The sequence below is a fragment of the Ramlibacter aurantiacus genome (assembly GCF_016722895.1).
Lineage (GTDB): Bacteria > Pseudomonadota > Gammaproteobacteria > Burkholderiales > Burkholderiaceae_C > Ramlibacter > Ramlibacter aurantiacus.
The window spans coordinates 63,969-81,736 of sequence record NZ_JAEQNA010000008.1; the positions used below are offsets into that span (position 1 = coordinate 63,969).

Sequence of the window (17,768 nt, forward strand, 5' to 3'; positions counted from 1 at the left end):
TACATCGGAGACAGCCATGGCAGAAATCCTCGGAGTGGGACTGTCCCACTATCCCCCCCTGTGCACGCCCGACGAGATGATGAGCGGCATCCTGCGCATGACGCTGAAGGACCCCGGCATTCCCGCGGAACTGAAGTCGCCGCAGAACTGGCCGGCAGCGATGCGCGAGGAATGGGGCGACGACCAGGGCACGGCCGCCGCCGCCCGGCATCGTGCCGCGCTGGTCGAGCAGTTCCGACGCGTGCGCCAGGCCATAGACGACTTCGCCCCTGACGTGGTGCTGATTTGGGGCGACGACCAGTACGAGAACTTCAAGGAAGACATCATTCCCCCGTTCACGGTGTGCGCCTATGACGACATCGATCTCTATCCGTGGCGGCACGCCCAGAGCTCCTCGATGATGACGGGCAAGCCGAACGCCTGGGGCGAAGGCCCGGAGAAGTTCTATCGCCTCAAGGGCCGCCGAGACATTGCCAAGCACCTGACCACCGGCTTGATCGAGCAGGGCTTCGACATGGCCTATGCCTACAAGCCGCTGCACCACGAGAGCCTGGCGCACGCCTTCACCAACGCCATCCTGTACCTCGACTACGACCGAAAGGGCTGGGACTACCCCACGATCGCGGTGCCCATCAACTGCTACGGGCGCAAGGTGATCTCGGCGCGCGGCTTCCTGGCGAACATGGACGCTGAGCTCGACCTGGACCCGCCTGGCCCGTCGCCGGCTCGCTGCATGGACATGGGTGCGGCCACGGCGCGCGTCCTGCGCGATTCACCCTGGCGCGTCGCTGTTGTGGCGTCCTCGAGCTGGTCGCATGCGTTCCTGTGCGACCGCACCTCGCACCTGCGACCCGACACCCCGGCCGACCGCGCCCTGTTCAAGGCACTGAACGAGGGCGACTACGGCTACTGGTACAGGCAGACCACTGAAGAATTCGAAGCCGCCGGTCAGCAGGAACTGCTGAACTGGTGCCCATTACTGGGCGCCATGCGGGAGCTAAAGGCGCAGCTGAAGTGGAGCTCCTTCACAGAGACTCACATCTTCAACTCCAACAAGGTCTTCGCGGAATATCGCGTCGTCTGACGATGTCCACGGCACCAGCAGTTGTGGTGGTCGGCAGCGGCCTGGCCGGGTATACGCTGGCCACCCAGCTGGCCGCTCTCGGTTATCCGGGCTCGGTCACGCTGGTTGGGGAGGAGGCACACGCGCCTTATGACCGCCCTCCCTTGTCTAAGGAATACCAGCTCGGCGACGAATCGGCCGTGGCGCTGCAGCCCGCGCTTGCACCACGAGTCCGCTTCATGGCCGGTCAGACGGTCGTGGCGATCCACTCAGACGCCCGCGAGGTCGAGCTAGCCGATGGCCGCCGGCTGCCCTGGGACCGGCTGGTGCTGGCCACCGGCACCCGCGCGCGTCAACTCCCTGGCATAGAGCCAGGGGCCCAGGTGCTCACGTTGCGTACGCTGGACGATGCACGCGCCATCCGCGAAAAGCTCCGCAGTGGCGCACGACTGGCCGTGATCGGCGGCGGTCCGATCGGCCTCGAACTCGCAGCCTCTGCGCATCAGCTCGGCGTCAAGACGACGGTGATCGAGGCGGCCGAACGCCTGATGGCGCGCAGCGCACCCGTCGCGATCGCCGAAATCCTGTTGCAGCATCATCGGGCCCACGGCGTGCAAGTCGAGCTGAATGCCAAGGTGATTGGCATCAAAGGGGGGAACGTCGAGCTGGCGGGCGGCCGCCGCATCGAAGCCGATCTGGTGGTGGTCGGGATCGGTGTCGTCGCGAACGATCAACTCGCCCGCGCGGCCGGGATCGCCGCCGATGACGGCATCTTCGTCGATGCGCTGTGCCGCACCACGCACCCGGGCGTCTATGCGATCGGCGATGTCACACGCCAGCGCAATCCGATCAGCGGCCGCTTCGAGCGGATTGAGACCTGGTTCAACGCGCAGGGGCAGGCGCTGGCTCTGGCGCAGCAGTTGGCCGGTACGCCCCAGGCGAAGCCCTATGACGACGTGCCATGGTACTGGTCGGACCAGGGCAAGCTGCGGCTCCAGTGCGCCGGGCTCAACCAAGGCGAGGTGCAGGCCAGCCGCGGCGACCCGGCGGGCAGCTACCTGCTCGGGCAGTGGTCCGCCGGCCGGCTGGTCGGCGTGGCGGCGATCAATTCACCGCACGACTTCAACCTGCTGCGGCGGCTGATCGGCACCGAGGAGAACATCACGCCCGAACAGTTCACGTCCGCTCCCGACCTGCGCTGGCTGCAGCAGCATCACGCGCCGCCCTCAGCGCGCGCCCTCGTGACTGCACCGGCTGCTGCCGAGCCGGATTCCGCCCGGTCAGAGCAACCTGCCACCTCTTCCGCCGCACAGCCCACCGGCCTGGCAGTCTGCCCGCTGAATGACATCGACGAGGGCGGCATCGGCAGCACCTATCTGGAAGACGGAACCCGCATCGCCATCTACCGCGTTCGCGGTGAGGAAGTGTTCGCCACCGATGACAAGTGCACGCACGGTGCATCATCGCTGTGCGATGAAGGCACGCTGGAAGGCCACGTGATCGAGTGCGGGCTGCACCTGGGATCGTTCGACGTGCGCACCGGCAAGCCAGTGTCCACTCCTTGCACCAAGGCAGTCCGCACCTATGCGGCGCAGGTCCGCAATGGCACCATCTGGATTGCCACCGAACCCAGCGGAGAGTCCTCGTGAAGCACAGCTGCGGCCTGGTCGACGTCCACACCCACTGGGTTCCCGAGCACTTCCCGAGCTACGTCGGCGCGCGCAAGAGCGTCGCCTGGCCCTCCATCGCTCCGGGCAGCCATGCCTGCGAGCGGAACGTGATGATTGAAGGCAAGGTCTACCGCACAGTCCCCGACACCTCGTGGGACGCCGCCAAGCGCGCCGCTGAGATGGCAACGATGGAGGTTACCCACCAGGTCGTCAGCCCCATGCCTGAACTGCTGTCGTATTGGCTGGAAGCCGACGATGCGCTGGCGCTCACCCGCTACATGAACGATGAACTGGCGGCTTTGCAGCGCGCCAATCGCGGGCAACTGACCTGCCTCGGCGCCGTGCCGCTGCAGGATGTGGACATGGCGATTCGGGAGCTGGAGCGCGTGGTCGGTGCGCTGGGTTTGGCCGGTGTCGAGCTCGGCACCAACATCAATGGCAAGCCGCTCGGGCATGCTGACCTCCAACCCTTCTTCGCCGCCGCCGAGAAGCTCGGCGCTGCCATCTTTGTGCACGGGCTGCGTCCCGCCGGCATGGACCGGCTGGTGGGGGCGGGGCTGGAACAGGTGGTGGCGTTCCCGGGCGAGGTCGGGCTGTCGGCCGCTTCGCTGCTGACGTCCGGGCTGCTGGTGCGCCACCCCGGCCTGCGGATCGCCTTCAGCCACGGTGGCGGCGCGCTGCCGATGATGTTGCCGCGCTTGCAGCACGCCTGGACGCAGATGCCCGGCGTGCGCAAGCTGATGGAGCAGTCACCGCGCGACATGGCACGCAAGCTCTTCGTCGATGACCTGGTGTACGACAGCACGGCGATCCACTATCTTCTGGCGACTTATGGCAAGACGCAGGTCATGGCCGGGACCGATTACCCGTTTGCCATCCTGGATCGTGAGCCCGCCAGACGCATCGATGATCTGCAGCTCGATGAAGCCACCGTCCGCCTGCTGAGACACGACAACGCCCTGCGCTGGCTGGCGCGGGAAAGCTTCGAAACGCCCGCTTGAGATCGGCAGCCCACCCAAAGGAATTCCCATGAGCACAGACGCCAAACACATGGAGGCCGCGGCAGCCGTGCTGAAGGCCCGCCGCGACCGCAAGACCATCGGCCGAATCTCCGAGAGCCACGGCATCGCCGGGCTGGATGCGGCCTATGCGGTTGCCGAGATCAACACCCGCACCCAAGTCGAGCAAGGCGCCCGCATCGTCGGCTTGAAGGTCGGGCTGACCTCTAAAGCGGTGCAGCAGCAGCTGGGTGTCGACCAGCCGGACTTCGGCATCCTGTTCGACAACATGGAGATCCTGAACGGGCAAAACATCCCGATGGAGCGGCTGCTGCAACCCAAGGTGGAAGCCGAAGTCGCCTTCGTCATGGCGCGTGACCTGCCCGGCACGACGCCAAGCTATGCGGAGTTCCTGGCGAGCCTGGCCTATGCGTTGCCTGCGATCGAAGTGGTCGACAGCGTCGTTACCGACTGGAAGATCACGCTGGTCGACACCGTGGCCGACAACGCCTCCAGCGGGCTGTTCGTGCTGGGCGACCAGCCGGTGGAGATCGGCCGGCTCTCCCTTGGCGATATCGGCATGCAGATGGACAAGAACGGCCAGCAGGTGTCGATTGGCACCGGCGCTGCCTGCCTCGGCCATCCGCTGCGAGCCGCCTTCTGGCTGGCCCGCACCATGGCCGCGCGCGGCACCAGCCTGCGCGCCGGCCAAGTCATTCTCTCCGGGGCACTGGGCCCCATGGTCCCGGTGGTCGCCGGCGACCTGATCACTGCGCAGATCGGCGCGCTCGGCAAGGTCGCTTGCCGGATGACCTGAAAGGAACCTCCATGACGAAACTTAAGGCTGCCATCATCGGCAGCGGCAACATTGGCACCGACCTGATGATCAAGATCCTGCGCCACGGCCAGAATCTCGAGGTCGCGGCCATGGTCGGCATCGACCCGGCCTCTGACGGCCTGGCCCGCGCCAAGCGGATGGGTGTGGCCATCACGGCCGAAGGAGTGGAAGGGCTGGTGAAGATGGACGTGTTTCGCGACATCGACATCGTCTTCGACGCCACCAGCGCCGCCGCTCACGTGAAGAACGATGCGCTGCTGCGCAAGCTCAAGCCGGGCATCCGCCTTATCGACCTCACGCCGGCGGCCATCGGCCCGTACTGCATTCCGGTAGTCAACGGCGAAGAGCACCTCGACGCGCCCAACGTCAACATGGTCACCTGCGGCGGCCAAGCCACCATCCCGATGGTGGCGGCGGTCAATCGCGCCGCAAAGGTGTCCTATGGCGAGATTGTGGCCAGCATCTCCAGCAAGAGCGCCGGCCCCGGCACGCGCGCCAACATCGACGAATTCACCGAGACCACCTCGCGCGCGATCGAGGTGATCGGCGGGGCCACCAAGGGCAAGGCGATCATCGTGCTGAACCCGGCAGAGCCGCCGCTGATCATGCGCGACACCGTCTACACGCTCAGCGAGAAGGGCAGCGAGGATGCCATTGCCCGCTCAGTCGAGGAAATGGCCGCCGCTGTGCAGCGCTATGTGCCGGGCTACCGCCTCAAGCAGCAGGTGCAGTTCGACCGCGTGACTGACCTCAAGATCCCTGGCGTCGGCGACCGCCTCTGCGGCATAAAGACCTCGATTTTCCTGGAAGTGGAAGGCGCCGCGCACTACCTGCCGGCCTATGCCGGCAACCTGGACATCATGACCAGTGCCGCCCTGCAGACGGCCGAACGCATGGCAGCCCGGATGGTGCGCAGCACCGTCGCCGCTTGAGGGCCATCACTATGAACGGCAAGAAGATCTACATCTCGGACGTGACGCTACGCGACGGCAGCCACGCGATCCGCCACCAGTACACCGTGGCCCATGCGAGCCAGATCGCGCTCGCGCTCGACGAGGCGAAGGTCGATTCGATCGAAGTGGCTCACGGTGACGGCCTGCAGGGCGGCAGCTTCAACTACGGCTTCGGCGCCCACACCGACCTCGAGTGGATCGAGGCGGTGGCTTCGGTGGTCAAGCACGCGAAAATCGCCACGCTGCTGTTGCCGGGCATCGGCACCGTGCACGACCTGAAGGCAGCCTACGAAGCCGGCGCCCGAATCGTGCGCGTGGCGACTCACTGCACCGAAGCTGACATTTCCAGGCAGCACATCGAGTACGCGCGCGAGCTCGGGATGGATACTGTCGGGTTCCTCATGATGAGCCACATGAACACGCCCAAGGGCCTGGCCGAGCAGGCCAAGCTGATGGAAAGCTATGGCGCCACTTGCTGCTACGTGGTGGACTCTGGCGGGGCGCTATCCATGAACGACGTCCGAGATCGCTTCCGCGCCTTCAAGGACGTGCTCAAGCCGGAGACGCTGACCGGCATGCACGCCCACCACAACCTCAGCCTCGGTGTCGCCAACAGCATCGTCGCGGTGGAAGAAGGCTGTGACCGCGTCGACGCCAGCCTAGCCGGCATGGGGGCGGGCGCGGGCAATGCGCCGCTGGAGGTGTTCGCCGCCGCTGCCACCCGCATGGGCTGGAACCATGGTTGCGACGTGATGAAGCTGATGGACGCCGCCGACGATATTGTCCGGCCGCTGCAGGACCGCCCTGTGCGCGTCGATCGTGAGACCCTGGCCCTGGGATACGCCGGTGTGTATAGCTCTTTCCTGCGCCACTCCGAAGCCGCGGCGAAGAAATACGGGCTGAAGACGGTCGACATCCTTGTTGAACTGGGGAAGCGCCGCATGGTTGGTGGCCAGGAGGACATGATTGTGGACGTGGCGCTAGACTTGCTCGCGCAGCAGGGAAGGAATGCCGCCTGACGGTGGTTCACCTGCAGCGTCAATCACCTGCAGGCTGTGCTGACATAGAGCGAGGCTGGGCATAGGTACTTCATTGTCTGGTGCGCACCGGATTTTTCAGGGCTGCGCTTCTGTGTACAAATGCCACCCGCCGAGCGTGGAACTGCAGGACATAGGGACGTGAAGACGCAGCTGAGGCCAACAGGCGTATAACTTCCAACCAGCGCTCCGATGCTTTTCGCGTTGATCGGCAGACCCGTTGAACTTAAGGCTATTGCTGCTGGCATTTGTTTTGTGAGTTCGACCATCTCCCTGTCGGCAACCGTGCTGTTCTCTTTTCCGGGATAGTTTCATGCGAAGACAAGCCCAATGCGCCTGCGGTGCCGTGAAAGTCACCACAGAGGGCGAACCCAACGTCGTCATCGCCTGCCACTGCATAGATTGTCAGCGCCGCACTGGCTCGGTGTTCGGTACTGGCGCTTACTGGCCGGAGGAAAGGGTAGGTCTCAGCGGCGCGACGAAGCAGTTCTCACGTGCGACCTCTCTGGGCCACACATTCATAACAAACTTCTGCCCGACTTGCGGGACCTCCATGTACTGGAGTTCCGGTCGCAATCCGGGCGCCATCGGCGTGGCGGTGGGCGCCTTCGCCGACCCGAATTTCCCACCGCCAGTACGCTCGGTATGGGAGCAGACGAAACACGCTTGGGTACAGGTCAGCGTGGCGCAGTATCACTTCCCGCAGGGTCGAGAGGGGTGAAGCACGCCGGCCATGCAGCCGTTTTCGAGTTGTGGCAAAGCAGCAAGTATCTCTCAAAGAACACGGTGGCCAGCAATGCGACCATGCCTGACCAGCTTGGCAGATGTCCTGGTTCACTGCGTTCAAAAACTTCAGTTAACCGGAAGTGCTGTCCCGCAGTTACTGCGGGTGTCCGGGCCTGCGCCTCAGTAGGGGCGCTTCAGATCATGAGCGCTGCTTCGGCCCTCCGTCTTGCCACCAAACCTGGCAAGACCTTTCCGCCACCGTAGATCCAACGGCTGAGCTCCTGAGCTGCTGCCGCCCAGTCTCTCTGGTTGATGCGTCGGCGCAGAGTCGAGGCCTGTAGCCGGCCCGCACCAAGGTTGAAAGTGAAGTCCACAATGGCTGCGAGCCGACCCGGCGTTTCGGTGACTAGCACAGGGCAATACCGCAACGTGGCGTTCAGCGCGATGGTTAGGTCAATCGCCAGATAGCGTTCGCCCTCCTCCTGGGTAATCGGAGGGTGCTTCGGATCACAGAGACGGCCGTAGCCAATCGTCCGATAGCCCGCGGGGCAGATGTACGGGTGCGCGCGGGCAGGATCGTGCTTTGCCACGCGGTGGAAGCCTTCAAAGAGCTTGGCCAGGTCGATGGCCGCTCGAGGGACCTCGATCATGCACGCACCCGGTCAAATACTCGGCCAAGGAACCAGAAGTTCAGCACTCCGGCCCATAGCGCCTGATCGGCATCTGTCCAAGTATGGAGAATGGCACCTCCCCATGCGGAGCCGGCTGAGACGGCTGCTGCAAATGCCGCTATCTTCGCCGCGCAATACAGCGCCATGAACCAGTAGGTGATTACCGGACGCACGCTGATCGAGAGCGCGTCGGCCCAACGAGCGCCAGTCTTCTCGCCCTGTACGCGAACCGCGTCTCGCAGAGCCTCGATGCTGCCAACGTTCCAGGCCGCATCAGCACTAGCGCCGATTTCGGCCATCCGCTGCGCGCCCCGGATCTTTTCGAACTCCAGCGCTTTGTCCTGCAACGCGAGCTCGTGACCGCGCTCGCCTTTGCGGTCCAACCACTTCAGGATCTCGGGAGCCAGGCGGAATGCGCCGCCCAACAGACCTCCCAGCAGTGTCTCGATCATTGGCCACCTCCAAGCAGCTTCAGCTTGATCGCGGCGCCAACTAGGAGCGCCGCCAGGACACCAGTCGTGACGACCTTGACGGTCGTTTGCCACGCGGTGCGGCGCGCATCGCGCCAGGCATCGAGCAGGTTGCGCAGCTCACGGATGTCTCGGGCGGCGTGGCCGTTTTCCAGGCCGAGATGGGAGAGGACACGCTCGGCTCCGCGCTCGGCGGCGCGATCGAGCAGTTCGTCGAAGTCCTCCTTGCGCAAGACAAGCATGTTCTCGATGAGGGCTGGATGGTGATCAGTTTCAGTCATGGTGGTCTCCAAAAATGCGAAACCCGCCCGACGCGTGAGCATCAGGGCGGGTCTCAAGGGTTGAATCGCGAGGATCAGTGGCTCGTCAAATCTCGATCAGCTCCAGCGTTAGGGTCGGCGCGACGCCTTCGATGATCTCGTCACGCACGAACACGTTCTGTCCAATGGCGGCGATCCCGCGGGCCTTGATGCGGCCGCCACCAGGCAACTGCACGGTTACGACGCCGGTGCCGACTTCTATGACGGCGCCCGCCTGCAGCGGTGGCTCGGGAAGCAATTGGCGGAACTGCTCATAGAGGTTATGCATACGCTTGCACCCCCAAGGTCTGCCAGACCTCCGGCATACCCGCTTCAATTTGCGTCGAGCGCACAAGGCCGCGCCGCGTGACGCTTCCGTCCTGGTACTCAACGAAGGCGCCCGGCTCGATGACTTCGGTCTCAGGAAGCACGGGCAGACGCAGGCTCACCTCGATCTGATGCCCCGTGTCGGCCAGCACGGCGAGGCCACGCTGCCGCGCTGCGGCCGCCGCCGTGATCAGGGCGTCGATCACCATCGGCGCCAGTACGTCTCCCGCGGTGCCGGCGCGCGTTACCTGCCCGAGCACGCCAACGTCCTGCCCCGACACGAACACGCGGTTGTAGGCTGGCTTCTCAATCCAGCGCAGCGACTCGCGGGCGACTGCATCGACAGGCAACACGAAGTCGGGAGCGCGCGTGCCCCATTCCCATGGCGCGGCGGGATAGCGGTGTCGCACGCGCAGCGTCTTTGCTGAAGCGTGCGGCAGCAAGTAGCCACCTGCTGCCTGCGCTATGCTGGTGAGAGCCTCAATCCATGTGCCCTGGCGAGCAAAGGCGCCTGCCGGCACGTTCCAGTCGGTGAGCCCCCAGTCGACGGTCCAGCCGAGCGGAACACCATTGAGCGTGAGCACGTCGTCCATCAATTGGCGAGCGGTGCGGCCTTCCTGGTTTGAAAAGGTCATTACGGGCGCATAGGGCGCCGCCAGCACCGCGTTGTGCCCGCGCCCGGAGATCCGGATGCTTGACTCGCCGAAGGTGCGCTCGCGACTGATGTTCTCGGCAAGCACGCGGAACTCGGTGCCGTTGATAGTCACGCGCAGTTCCACCGGGCCGTCGGTGGGCTCTACCAGAGCCTGGGCGCTGACAGGCAGCGAGGCGTTGAAGCCCCAGGTCCAACTGTCCGCATCGAGACTTAGAGAGAGGCCCAGGGCTGGCACCAGGGCGTTGTCGGAGATGCGGTAGAGGCTGACGTTGTTGATCACCATGTAGACCCTCCTGATGGGGAGAATGGCGGTTTCGGTGGGCGGCTGCTCTGCGTTCGGCTCCCACGGACCCTCGTTGAACAGCAGGTCCGTGCCGCGATGCCCGAACGGGTATTCGAAGAGCAGGTGCGCCGGCCCGGCATAGGGCCCGGGCCCGGGCGGCGTTTCGCTCCAGGGAGGCAGGTCGATGCCTGGGGGCGGCGGCACGGCATCCTGGAACCGCCCGGCCCACCCCTTGGGGAGCGGCGTGGCGATCTGGTGGTCCGCCTGGTACAGGCGCGAGAGAAAGCGCGCCACCTGCCAGTGCGCGTCCTGGTTCGGCCGCTTGCGCCGGTCGCCATCCTGTTGGCGGAACGCGGTGGAGCACCGCGAGCCGGTTCCGTCGCGGAACGCCATCCGCAGGGTGCGCCAGACGGGTGTGGAGTCCTGGTGCGAAAGCCCGGTGCCCAGCCGGTGGCCTGTCCCGCCCTGAAACCGCGCGCTGGGCGTGACGAGCAGGCTGCGCGAGGTGCGCGGCTGCCGGGCGATCATGCCTGCAGGTTCTTTCTGTGCCGCCTGGAACTGCGCGGCCCACCCATGTGGCGAGGCAGTGGAGTCCTTGTGCCCCGTAGCGAAGCCCCCGCTCTGCGCCCCCGTCTCTTGCCACGGGGCGCGCGTGGCACTGACGGTGGGGCGCTGCGTCATCGTCAGGTACTTGGCCGACGCGGCGAACGCCGGCCCAGGGAACTGACCCGTGACGCGCACCTGCGCGATGTAGCTGACCTTCGCGCGCAGCGAGGGCAACGGCAGCACGCCCGCGACGACCGCAGTCGCGTCCTTGTCGGACTCGCCGTCGCCAGGCGGCTCGGCCCCGAACACCAGGTGCGGGCTGGGAGCGGCCGACGACCAGAAGACGAGGCTTGCAACGCCAGGCGGATCCGGGTCAGCCGGCGCCGACGTGCCCGCTCCCGCCCCTCCAAACACAAGGTCCGGGTTAGGCTCCCCCGTGCCGGAGAAGACGATGTCGGCCATCAGGTGAGCTCGGCGCTCATCAGCATAACTTCACCACCAGCGTACAAGGTGGCCTTGTCCAACTCGACCTCCCAGTCGCCCGCCCCGAAACCCGCGTCGGCGTCGAAGCACGTGTCGCCGTCGCCATTCACGAAGCGCGCCCAAGTGGGCGCACCCGTGGCGACGATGAATCCGTTGGCCGACTGTGTGAGCTTCAGGGCGGCGTTCTCGATCACCCCTGCGGGTTGCGTGAGCGGAATTTCCGTCAGCATTTCGCTGGTCGGCACGCCGCTGGCCGTCTCAGGCCGCGTGCCCCCGTAGATGCGAACGGCGGGATTGCCCGCACCCGAGTTCAGGTGCTGGAGCGATCCGTTGAGGCGAAAGACGTTGTGGGTGGCGGTGATGGTGATCACAGCGGCACCGCCAGGACAGAGTCCGCCACCACGGCGCGGAACCCGCCCGTGTGGTCATAGCTGAACACGGTAAAGGGTCGCTCGAGCGCCACCTGATTGAAGGTGTAGGCGCCCGTGACCGGATCGCTCCATGTTTCGCGAGCTACGGTCAGCGTCTTCTCGTCAACCAGCACCACGCGCCTGCACACAGGCGTGTTGGTGGAGCCGGCCTTTTGCTTCACCGTCCCGGTGATCTTGCCGCCGCCACTGTGGTTGATGTTGTGACGATTCAGGTTCGCCGGCATGAATCGGGCCGCTGCCCCGCCCACTCGGTCTTCTCCGCGACTTGTGCGAGGCAGGTCAGAGCCCAGCATTGCCCGACCAGTGCCGGCGACAGGGACCTCGCCGAGCGTGATTGCGCTGCCCACATTGCCTTTGACGTGATGAATTCGCAAGGTGCAGCCATAACCGAAAATGGCGGGTCGCAGACTGGCAAAGTCCCGCCGACTCTCGTACACGACGACTGCGCCGGCACTGGCAACGCGGATGATCCAATACCAAGTGCCATTGATTTGCGCCTGTGCGCGGCGCGCGTCAATGCGCAGCGTCCGACGCTGCCCTGCGACTAGCCACGCAGCGTCATCCTTGAAGTCGGACCCGTGAAGGCTGTTGTATTCGCTTGCGCCGTTTGTCCAACTCGAACGCTGCCAGGAATGAAGGGTGCCGTTGTGGTTATATGCGAGCCGGTGCCCTTCGTAGTTGCCGGTTCCGTTTGCCCCGGTGTTCGAGTAGAGCCAGAAACCGAAATGCCAAGCTGACGACATCTTGGACACAAGCTCGATGTCCACTTCAAACCAAAAGTCTTGGGTGAAGTCGGCGTGGAGCATGTGCCAAAACGACTGGTTGCTGCCGTACACCAGGTCCACCGCTTCTGCTGTGGCATTGTGGGTCGCGGAAAAGCCTGAGCCGTTCCCGCCGACTTGAGCGAAGCCGGCAGGAATACCCGTGGCGAATGTCTCGTCAATCGGGTAGGGCACGCCTTACCTCCAGGGGCCGGTGATGTCGAACAACATGCCGCACGAATTGCCCTCGCCCGAGCCGTAGCCGCCCGCGCAAGTGACGTACATCATCTTGCGACCGGGCTGGCCGATGACGTTGTCCAGCACTTCGCGGTGTGCATAGGGTGCGTTGTGCATGACGTAGTGCGGGCCGGGTAGCAGCCCCCGCACATGGGCTGGGTTTTCCTCGCGCAAGTAGATCGGGTGTGCGATGACGCCCATATCCGGCCCGTTCGGGAAGGTGATGCCGCCCGTGTAGCCTGAGCGGATGGAACCGATGTTCTGTGTGTGCATCATCGACAGCATCGAGAGGCGCATATGACCGCCTGTCTGATGCCATGCCCGCATGGCGTACCGGCCGTTGAAGTCAAACATCCACGGCGCCCCGCCGTTATCAAACCAATAGGTGACCGAGTTGGCTGCGTTCGACCATCTATCCGTGGCGAACAAAAGGCTGTTGTAGTTGTCGCCGGCCTTGAAGCTGTTGAACTCGCCGGCCGCATAGAACATCCGGCCGTCGTTCTGATTGCGCGGGGCCAGGAAGACATAGAAAAGGCGGTCATCACCGACAATGAACCAGGTGCGGGCCATGTTGCCGCCGTCGCCGCTTGACTCGGAGTACGAGCTTTGATTAGTCCAAAGGCTCGCGTAGTACCACTTGTTCCAGCCGTAAATGCCGCCGGTGCCAGTGCCACCGTTGCCCTGCTCGTTGATGTTAGGGTTGTTGGGGTCGAAGGGTGCGCGGCCTCCCGGCAGGAACGTGTCGACATCCGACATTGATTCGGCGATCGTCACGCGGGCGAACTTGGCCCAGGTCGTCGTGTAGCCGACCGGCATACCGTCGTCCACGCGAATGAAGGGTCGCGAGCCTTGCACGTTCGGCGAGCGATAGACGCGCTTTTGGGTGCCGGTGTAGGCGATCTGAAAGCCCAGCGCAGCGGCCTTTGTGCTGATCGTCCCAGTGGCCGGCGTCACTGGCGTCGAGCCGGTAGCCAACACGAAACGCAGCGTGAGCGAGTCGACATAGGTGATGCGGTACTGGCCGTTGTAGGCCGCCTGCTCTGCGCCTTCCACTTGCAGGATCTGGTTGACTTCGTAGCCGTGCGCGGTGGCATACGTGACAGTGGCGGTGTTGCCCTCGCGCGTGATGCTGGCCACCGTGCGCAGGTTGAATCCGTTGACCAGGACGGCGTCGAGCAGGTTCGTCACGTCGCCCCAGTTGTTGCTCAGGACGGGCGCGCCGCCCATGCCGCTGTGTGCGTATTTAACGCTAGTCATAGTGTGTCAACGTCTCCGCGAATGAGAAGGGTGAATTGATCGTCCGGCACAGTCTCCGGTCCTTGTTGCACGGTACGGACAACCCACACCGGGAATTGCGCCCCGACTGTGTTGAACCGCATCACGTTGCCGACTGCCCAGCCCGCGCCCCAGCCGAGGGGGTCGATGCTGAAATAGGGCACGCCGGTCGCCGGGTTGATCGGCGCGCAGACCGACGTGACGGTGCCGCTCGCGATCACGCCCACGTTCTCGCCGATCACGTCGAACGACGTGGTGTTGGTGAACCGAATGATCCAACGCTCGCTGATCGCGCCGCGATTGGTGACCGCGATGGGGAACTGCGCCACGTTGTAGGTGGCGGTCGCCACAGCCCCCTTGACCGTGTCCTGCCAGGTGCCGTCCCACGATGCCTGGTCGAACACGATGTTGGTGCGCGCGAACAGGTCGCCTGCGATCAGCGCACTGGACACGTAGCTGCCGGCCGGGTAGTTGTGCGTCAGGGCGCGGGTGAAGCTGATCTCGCCGTTGATCGACGCCTCGCGGACCACAGCCATGTCCTCGATGCGGTGCTGCACCGTCACCGGCTGGGCATAGCCCGCCACGTTGGTGAAGGTCACCGTGCCGGCCTCGAGGTCGGCGGTGTAGCCCGTGTTGACCACCTGCCCGTTCGAATCGATCACGCGCACCCGGCTCAGGCGCACCCGGCCGCAGTTGATCGTCTGGTTGTTGCTCACCGTGGCGGTGATCGCGCCGGTGTGGCCGACGACGGCGAAGCCGCCCGCGCGGAAGATCGGCACGCGGCCGTCGGAGGGCAGGCGCACCGGGTCGATGCCCAGCAACTCGGCGTCCAGCGGCAGGTAGCTGTAGCTCACCGTGTTGTACCGGATGCTGTTGATCATCACCAGGTCGGCCGGGATCGTGGTGAGGCCGGCGATCTGGAGGTGCGACAGGTCCGTGTTCAGTTCGGCTGGGCCGGATGGGTTGACGAAGTAGAGTTCGATCACCCCGTATTCGTAGTCGACGCGCCCCTTCACACGGGTGCCGTTGATCTTGCCGTCCACGCCGGCGGCGACATTGAACGAGGTGCCGTCCATCAGGGTCCCGAGCACCGAGAAGCTGCCCGGGCGCAGCGGCGAGGCAGCCGTGCGGAACACGGTGTAGGAGGTCGCGAACGGCGCGGTCAGGCCGGCTGTGGGCGGCGCAATGACGCCGCGCCAGTTGGACACTGTCGGTGCCTGCCCCGCCACCCAGTAGCTGAGGGTGAGCACGCCGGAGGCGCCCGCAACCGAGCCGGAGGGGGTGCCGCCGCCGGTGGTCGGCGACGGATCGCGCACCAGCGTGTTGTCGGGCAACTGCTTGTACAGCACGCCGCCCAACATGAAGTTCGCCCCGCGCAGCGTGTAGTTGGGGACCATCTCCGTGCGCAAGCAGCACGCGTTCGCCTTGATGCTGATCGAGTCCGCGCTGGCCGTCGAGTTGGAGTAGGACACGCTGACCGCGCTGGCGAGGAGCTCGCACTGGCGCGACCGGTTGTTGTTCGTGTACTCCTGGATGTCGTTCCAGCGTTGCTGAGTGGTGCCCTGGTGCCCGTATCCGGAGCCGATCACGCCATACCACTGCACGTTCCGCGACGGGCCGGAAATGTCGAACTCCGACACGGGCACCACGCTGTTGTTCTCGATGGTGCCCGCCGCGTAGTCGATGGTGCCGCAGTTGACGTTCTGGTTGTTGCCCGGGTCCTTGAAATACAGGACGCCCGCCCCGTTGTCCCGCACCAGCACACTCACCACGCGCTCTTGGAACAGGAGCTGGTTGGTCGAGAAGCCGAGCCCATACGTGAACTTGACGCTGGCGTAGAAGCGCACCGAGCCGGGGCGGATGTTGGTGGCACCCAGGTAACCGCTCAGCACGTCCACCGAAACGGAGGTGGTGATGTCGCCGTCGATGTCCAGCAGGAAGACGGTGCCCGCCGGCGGCATCGCGTTGGGGCTGATCCGCACCACGCCCTCGGTGTAGTCGACCGAGCCAGTGGCGTCGCCGGTGAGTTGGCCGAGGCCATTGTCCGTTGCCGTCTTCATGCCGCCGTGGTCCCACTTGATGATGGCGCTGCCAATCTTGATGGCCTTCTCGCCCTTCTCTTCGCTCAGGTCGCCGCTGGTGTTAAGCGGGAAGTAGACCTTGCTGCCGTGCGACAAGAGCGTGTTGGTGGCGGGCACCGTGTTCACGGCCGACGCGGACTGGATGATGATCCGGCTGCCGACGTCCGGCAGCGCGCCCAGCGTCACGACCACCGAGCCGGTGGTGAAGCTCAGTGTGCCGACTCCGTAGGCGGAATCCAGACCCTTGATCGCGCCGCTGCCGTCCTCGCGCAGCGTGTACCAGCGGCCCTGCGCGAGGTAGCTGATGGCCAGGGTGCGCTTCAAAGGGATGTCGTCCAGCACGAAGGCATAGCTCTGGCTGCGCGACTCGATGGTGACCGGGATGGCCCGCTGGTCGGTGATGAGGTCCGGGACATCGGCGGGGATGAACGTAACCGCGTGCGCCGCGCTGCTGCCCTCGCTCGAGAAGACGCTCGGGGCCGCCAGCGTGACGATCCCGTTGTCGTAGTCCACCCGACCGACTTCCGTGCCCACGTTCATCAGCCGCCCACCCGCGTCGGTGAGCGTCACGCCGCTGCGGTCGATGCTGAGCGAGCCGGGGTAGATCGGCGCGCCGACGTGCATCGCCTGCGAGTTGTTGAAGATGAGGTTGAGGGTGCGGGTGATCGCGGCGCCGGTGGCAACCAGCGCTGCGCTGACACCGTTGGAGCGCACGTCAGAGATGGGGGTTTCCGTCTGCGCGCTCGGCACAAGCTGCGTGAACATGCTTGCGGCTTTCACCGTCAGGTCACCGAGGCCAGCGGCGTCGACCAGCGGCACCACGCCGACGTAGGTGCCCGCGTCCGCGACAGTCGTGTCCCGCAGCTTGGTGCCGCTGGCTGCGCGCTGGAAATACCGGCTGGCGGGCGAGCCCGCGAAGTCATAGCGCAGCGCGTCGCTTAACTCGACCGTGACGATGTTCGCCTTGTAGTCCGTAGCGGCGCCGGACTGGTCAAACGTGAAGGTGCGCTCCTTGGCGCTCACCGCCGTCGCCCGCACGTACTGAACCTTCTCCGTGGACAGGCCCTCGTTGTGAATCAGCACCAGCGTCTGGCCCACGTTGGGCAACTGCTCGGACGGGCGCTGGAACAGCTGGATGACGCGCTGACCGACGATGTGGTTTTCGTACATATAGCCGCCCCACTCGGGGCCGCGCGTCAGGTAGGACTCGATCCGCGAGGCTGCCTGGGTCCGGGTGTCGAACGTGTTCTTGGTCGAGAACAGCGTGACGCTCACGCGAGGGTCTTGCGGCGGATCCGCCACGATGACGTTCGCGCCGAAGTAGGTGTCGGTGTCGTCGGTCTGGATGCCCAGGAAGGTCTTGCGCAGACTGACGCGACCACCGGCCCGGTCAAGCTCGGAGATGTCCGGGAAGATGGCGTTCGAAGTGCCGTCGGCAATGGCGTTGCCCGTCGGCGCACCGCCTCCTTCAGGCACATCCGCCATCACGGCGGACTTGAGCAGCTTCACGTCGCCCGATTGAATGGGCATGGTTCAGATCTCCAGAAAACGCAGGGTGAGGCGGTAGAAGTCGCTGTCGGAACGAGCCGGGATGCCCAGCACCGGCTCGCATTCCACTGGGGTTTCGCCGTGGCGGAAGGCGACGGTGAAGGCCCGGCCGTCCGCGAGCGCCAGGAGAAAGCGCCCGCCGTTCGCCGTCAGCGGGATGGCGGCCCAGGCACGCAATTGCTCCACGCTGGCTCGCGTCACCCACGCCATGTCGGGTGCTCCTATGAGGGTGATCGGACGGCCCGCCTGGCGCACTGCCGACTGGATCAGCAAGGCGCCGGTGATCAGGTAGGAGGTCGCGGCCACGGCCGGGGACCAGGCGTGCTCGTCGGCCCACAGCAGATCGTCGGGCAGCAGCAGGACCACCTCGTCTGCGAGGTTCTTCAGTTGCATGGGGATGAGGAGGAGGCGAGAAG

The 17,768-nt window shown here is 65.1% G+C and carries 17 protein-coding genes; 7 read left to right on the forward strand and 10 right to left on the reverse strand.

Features of this window, described 5'->3' with window-relative positions; genetic code table 11:
• The first annotated feature begins 16 nt into the window (after positions 1-16).
• From JI739_RS18990 to JI739_RS24880, 7 genes are all read left to right on the forward strand, one after another.
• Positions 17-1,084, forward strand: a complete 1,068-nt coding sequence (locus JI739_RS18990) for a DODA-type extradiol aromatic ring-opening family dioxygenase (RefSeq protein WP_201685523.1) — start codon at positions 17-19, stop codon at positions 1,082-1,084.
• A 2-nt stretch (positions 1,085-1,086) separates the two neighbouring features.
• The gene (locus tag JI739_RS18995) at positions 1,087-2,712 is read left to right on the forward strand and encodes an FAD-dependent oxidoreductase (RefSeq protein WP_201685524.1); all 1,626 of its coding nucleotides are present in this window, start codon (positions 1,087-1,089) and stop codon (positions 2,710-2,712) included.
• Positions 2,709-3,734: an amidohydrolase family protein gene (locus JI739_RS19000; protein ID WP_354003759.1), complete on the forward strand. Its 1,026-nt coding sequence runs from the start codon at positions 2,709-2,711 to the stop codon at positions 3,732-3,734. Before JI739_RS18995 ends, JI739_RS19000 begins: the two co-directional genes overlap by 4 nt.
• Before the next feature lie 28 nt (positions 3,735-3,762).
• The gene (locus JI739_RS19005) at positions 3,763-4,548 is read left to right on the forward strand and encodes a 2-keto-4-pentenoate hydratase (RefSeq protein ID WP_201685525.1); all 786 of its coding nucleotides are present in this window, start codon (positions 3,763-3,765) and stop codon (positions 4,546-4,548) included.
• Between the two features lie 11 nt (positions 4,549-4,559).
• Entirely contained in the window at positions 4,560-5,501 is a 942-nt protein-coding gene (locus JI739_RS19010) for an acetaldehyde dehydrogenase (acetylating) (RefSeq protein ID WP_201685680.1), read from the forward strand.
• Between the two features lie 11 nt (positions 5,502-5,512).
• Positions 5,513-6,541 (forward strand): 4-hydroxy-2-oxovalerate aldolase, encoded by a 1,029-nt coding sequence (gene dmpG / locus JI739_RS19015; protein ID WP_201685526.1) that lies wholly within the window; start codon positions 5,513-5,515, stop codon positions 6,539-6,541.
• A 331-nt stretch (positions 6,542-6,872) separates the two neighbouring features.
• Entirely contained in the window at positions 6,873-7,280 is a 408-nt protein-coding gene (locus tag JI739_RS24880; protein WP_201685527.1) for a GFA family protein, read from the forward strand.
• A gap of 199 nt (positions 7,281-7,479) precedes the next feature.
• Here JI739_RS24880 and JI739_RS19025 read toward each other — a convergent pair whose 3' ends face one another.
• The 10 genes from JI739_RS19025 to JI739_RS19070 form a co-directional block, all read right to left on the reverse strand.
• On the reverse strand, positions 7,480-7,935 hold the full coding sequence (locus tag JI739_RS19025) for a lysozyme (RefSeq protein ID WP_201685528.1): 456 nt from the start codon (positions 7,933-7,935) through the stop codon (positions 7,480-7,482).
• Entirely contained in the window at positions 7,932-8,408 is a 477-nt protein-coding gene (locus tag JI739_RS19030; RefSeq protein ID WP_201685529.1) for a hypothetical protein, read from the reverse strand. Before JI739_RS19030 ends, JI739_RS19025 begins: the two co-directional genes overlap by 4 nt.
• Complete coding sequence (locus tag JI739_RS19035; protein ID WP_201685682.1) at positions 8,405-8,707, reverse strand: DUF6127 family protein; 303 nt, start codon at positions 8,705-8,707, stop codon at positions 8,405-8,407. The genes JI739_RS19030 and JI739_RS19035 overlap by 4 nt, the downstream gene beginning before the upstream one ends.
• An 85-nt stretch (positions 8,708-8,792) precedes the next feature.
• Positions 8,793-9,014 (reverse strand): hypothetical protein, encoded by a 222-nt coding sequence (locus JI739_RS19040; RefSeq protein WP_201685530.1) that lies wholly within the window; start codon positions 9,012-9,014, stop codon positions 8,793-8,795.
• A complete protein-coding gene (locus JI739_RS19045) occupies positions 9,007-10,998 on the reverse strand; it encodes a hypothetical protein (protein ID WP_201685531.1) in 1,992 nt (663 codons plus the stop codon). The genes JI739_RS19040 and JI739_RS19045 overlap by 8 nt, the downstream gene beginning before the upstream one ends.
• A complete protein-coding gene (locus tag JI739_RS19050; protein ID WP_201685532.1) occupies positions 10,998-11,390 on the reverse strand; it encodes a hypothetical protein in 393 nt (130 codons plus the stop codon). The genes JI739_RS19045 and JI739_RS19050 overlap by 1 nt, the downstream gene beginning before the upstream one ends.
• The gene (locus JI739_RS19055; RefSeq protein WP_201685533.1) at positions 11,387-12,406 is read right to left on the reverse strand and encodes a hypothetical protein; all 1,020 of its coding nucleotides are present in this window, start codon (positions 12,404-12,406) and stop codon (positions 11,387-11,389) included. The genes JI739_RS19050 and JI739_RS19055 overlap by 4 nt, the downstream gene beginning before the upstream one ends.
• 3 nt (positions 12,407-12,409) lie before the next feature.
• The gene (locus JI739_RS19060; RefSeq protein ID WP_236589876.1) at positions 12,410-13,636 is read right to left on the reverse strand and encodes a hypothetical protein; all 1,227 of its coding nucleotides are present in this window, start codon (positions 13,634-13,636) and stop codon (positions 12,410-12,412) included.
• A 65-nt stretch (positions 13,637-13,701) separates the two neighbouring features.
• The gene (locus JI739_RS19065) at positions 13,702-17,334 is read right to left on the reverse strand and encodes a hypothetical protein (protein WP_201685535.1); all 3,633 of its coding nucleotides are present in this window, start codon (positions 17,332-17,334) and stop codon (positions 13,702-13,704) included.
• 3 nt (positions 17,335-17,337) lie between these two features.
• Entirely contained in the window at positions 17,338-17,745 is a 408-nt protein-coding gene (locus tag JI739_RS19070; protein WP_201685536.1) for a hypothetical protein, read from the reverse strand.
• Positions 17,746-17,768 lie beyond the last annotated feature (23 nt).

Coding starts and splice junctions, on each gene's coding strand:
- JI739_RS19030 (WP_201685529.1), bottom strand. CDS start 8,408: ATGATCGAGACACTGCTGGGAGGTCTGTTGGGCGGCGCATTCCGCCTG.
- JI739_RS19025 (WP_201685528.1), bottom strand. CDS start 7,935: ATGATCGAGGTCCCTCGAGCGGCCATCGACCTGGCCAAGCTCTTTGAA.
- JI739_RS18995 (WP_201685524.1), top strand. CDS start 1,087: ATGTCCACGGCACCAGCAGTTGTGGTGGTCGGCAGCGGCCTGGCCGGG.
- JI739_RS19070 (WP_201685536.1), bottom strand. CDS start 17,745: ATGCAACTGAAGAACCTCGCAGACGAGGTGGTCCTGCTGCTGCCCGAC.
- JI739_RS18990 (WP_201685523.1), top strand. CDS start 17: ATGGCAGAAATCCTCGGAGTGGGACTGTCCCACTATCCCCCCCTGTGC.
- dmpG (WP_201685526.1), top strand. CDS start 5,513: ATGAACGGCAAGAAGATCTACATCTCGGACGTGACGCTACGCGACGGC.
- JI739_RS19005 (WP_201685525.1), top strand. CDS start 3,763: ATGAGCACAGACGCCAAACACATGGAGGCCGCGGCAGCCGTGCTGAAG.
- JI739_RS19065 (WP_201685535.1), bottom strand. CDS start 17,334: ATGCCCATTCAATCGGGCGACGTGAAGCTGCTCAAGTCCGCCGTGATG.
- JI739_RS19045 (WP_201685531.1), bottom strand. CDS start 10,998: ATGGCCGACATCGTCTTCTCCGGCACGGGGGAGCCTAACCCGGACCTT.
- JI739_RS19040 (WP_201685530.1), bottom strand. CDS start 9,014: ATGCATAACCTCTATGAGCAGTTCCGCCAATTGCTTCCCGAGCCACCG.
- JI739_RS19035 (WP_201685682.1), bottom strand. CDS start 8,707: ATGACTGAAACTGATCACCATCCAGCCCTCATCGAGAACATGCTTGTC.
- JI739_RS19010 (WP_201685680.1), top strand. CDS start 4,560: ATGACGAAACTTAAGGCTGCCATCATCGGCAGCGGCAACATTGGCACC.
- JI739_RS24880 (WP_201685527.1), top strand. CDS start 6,873: ATGCGAAGACAAGCCCAATGCGCCTGCGGTGCCGTGAAAGTCACCACA.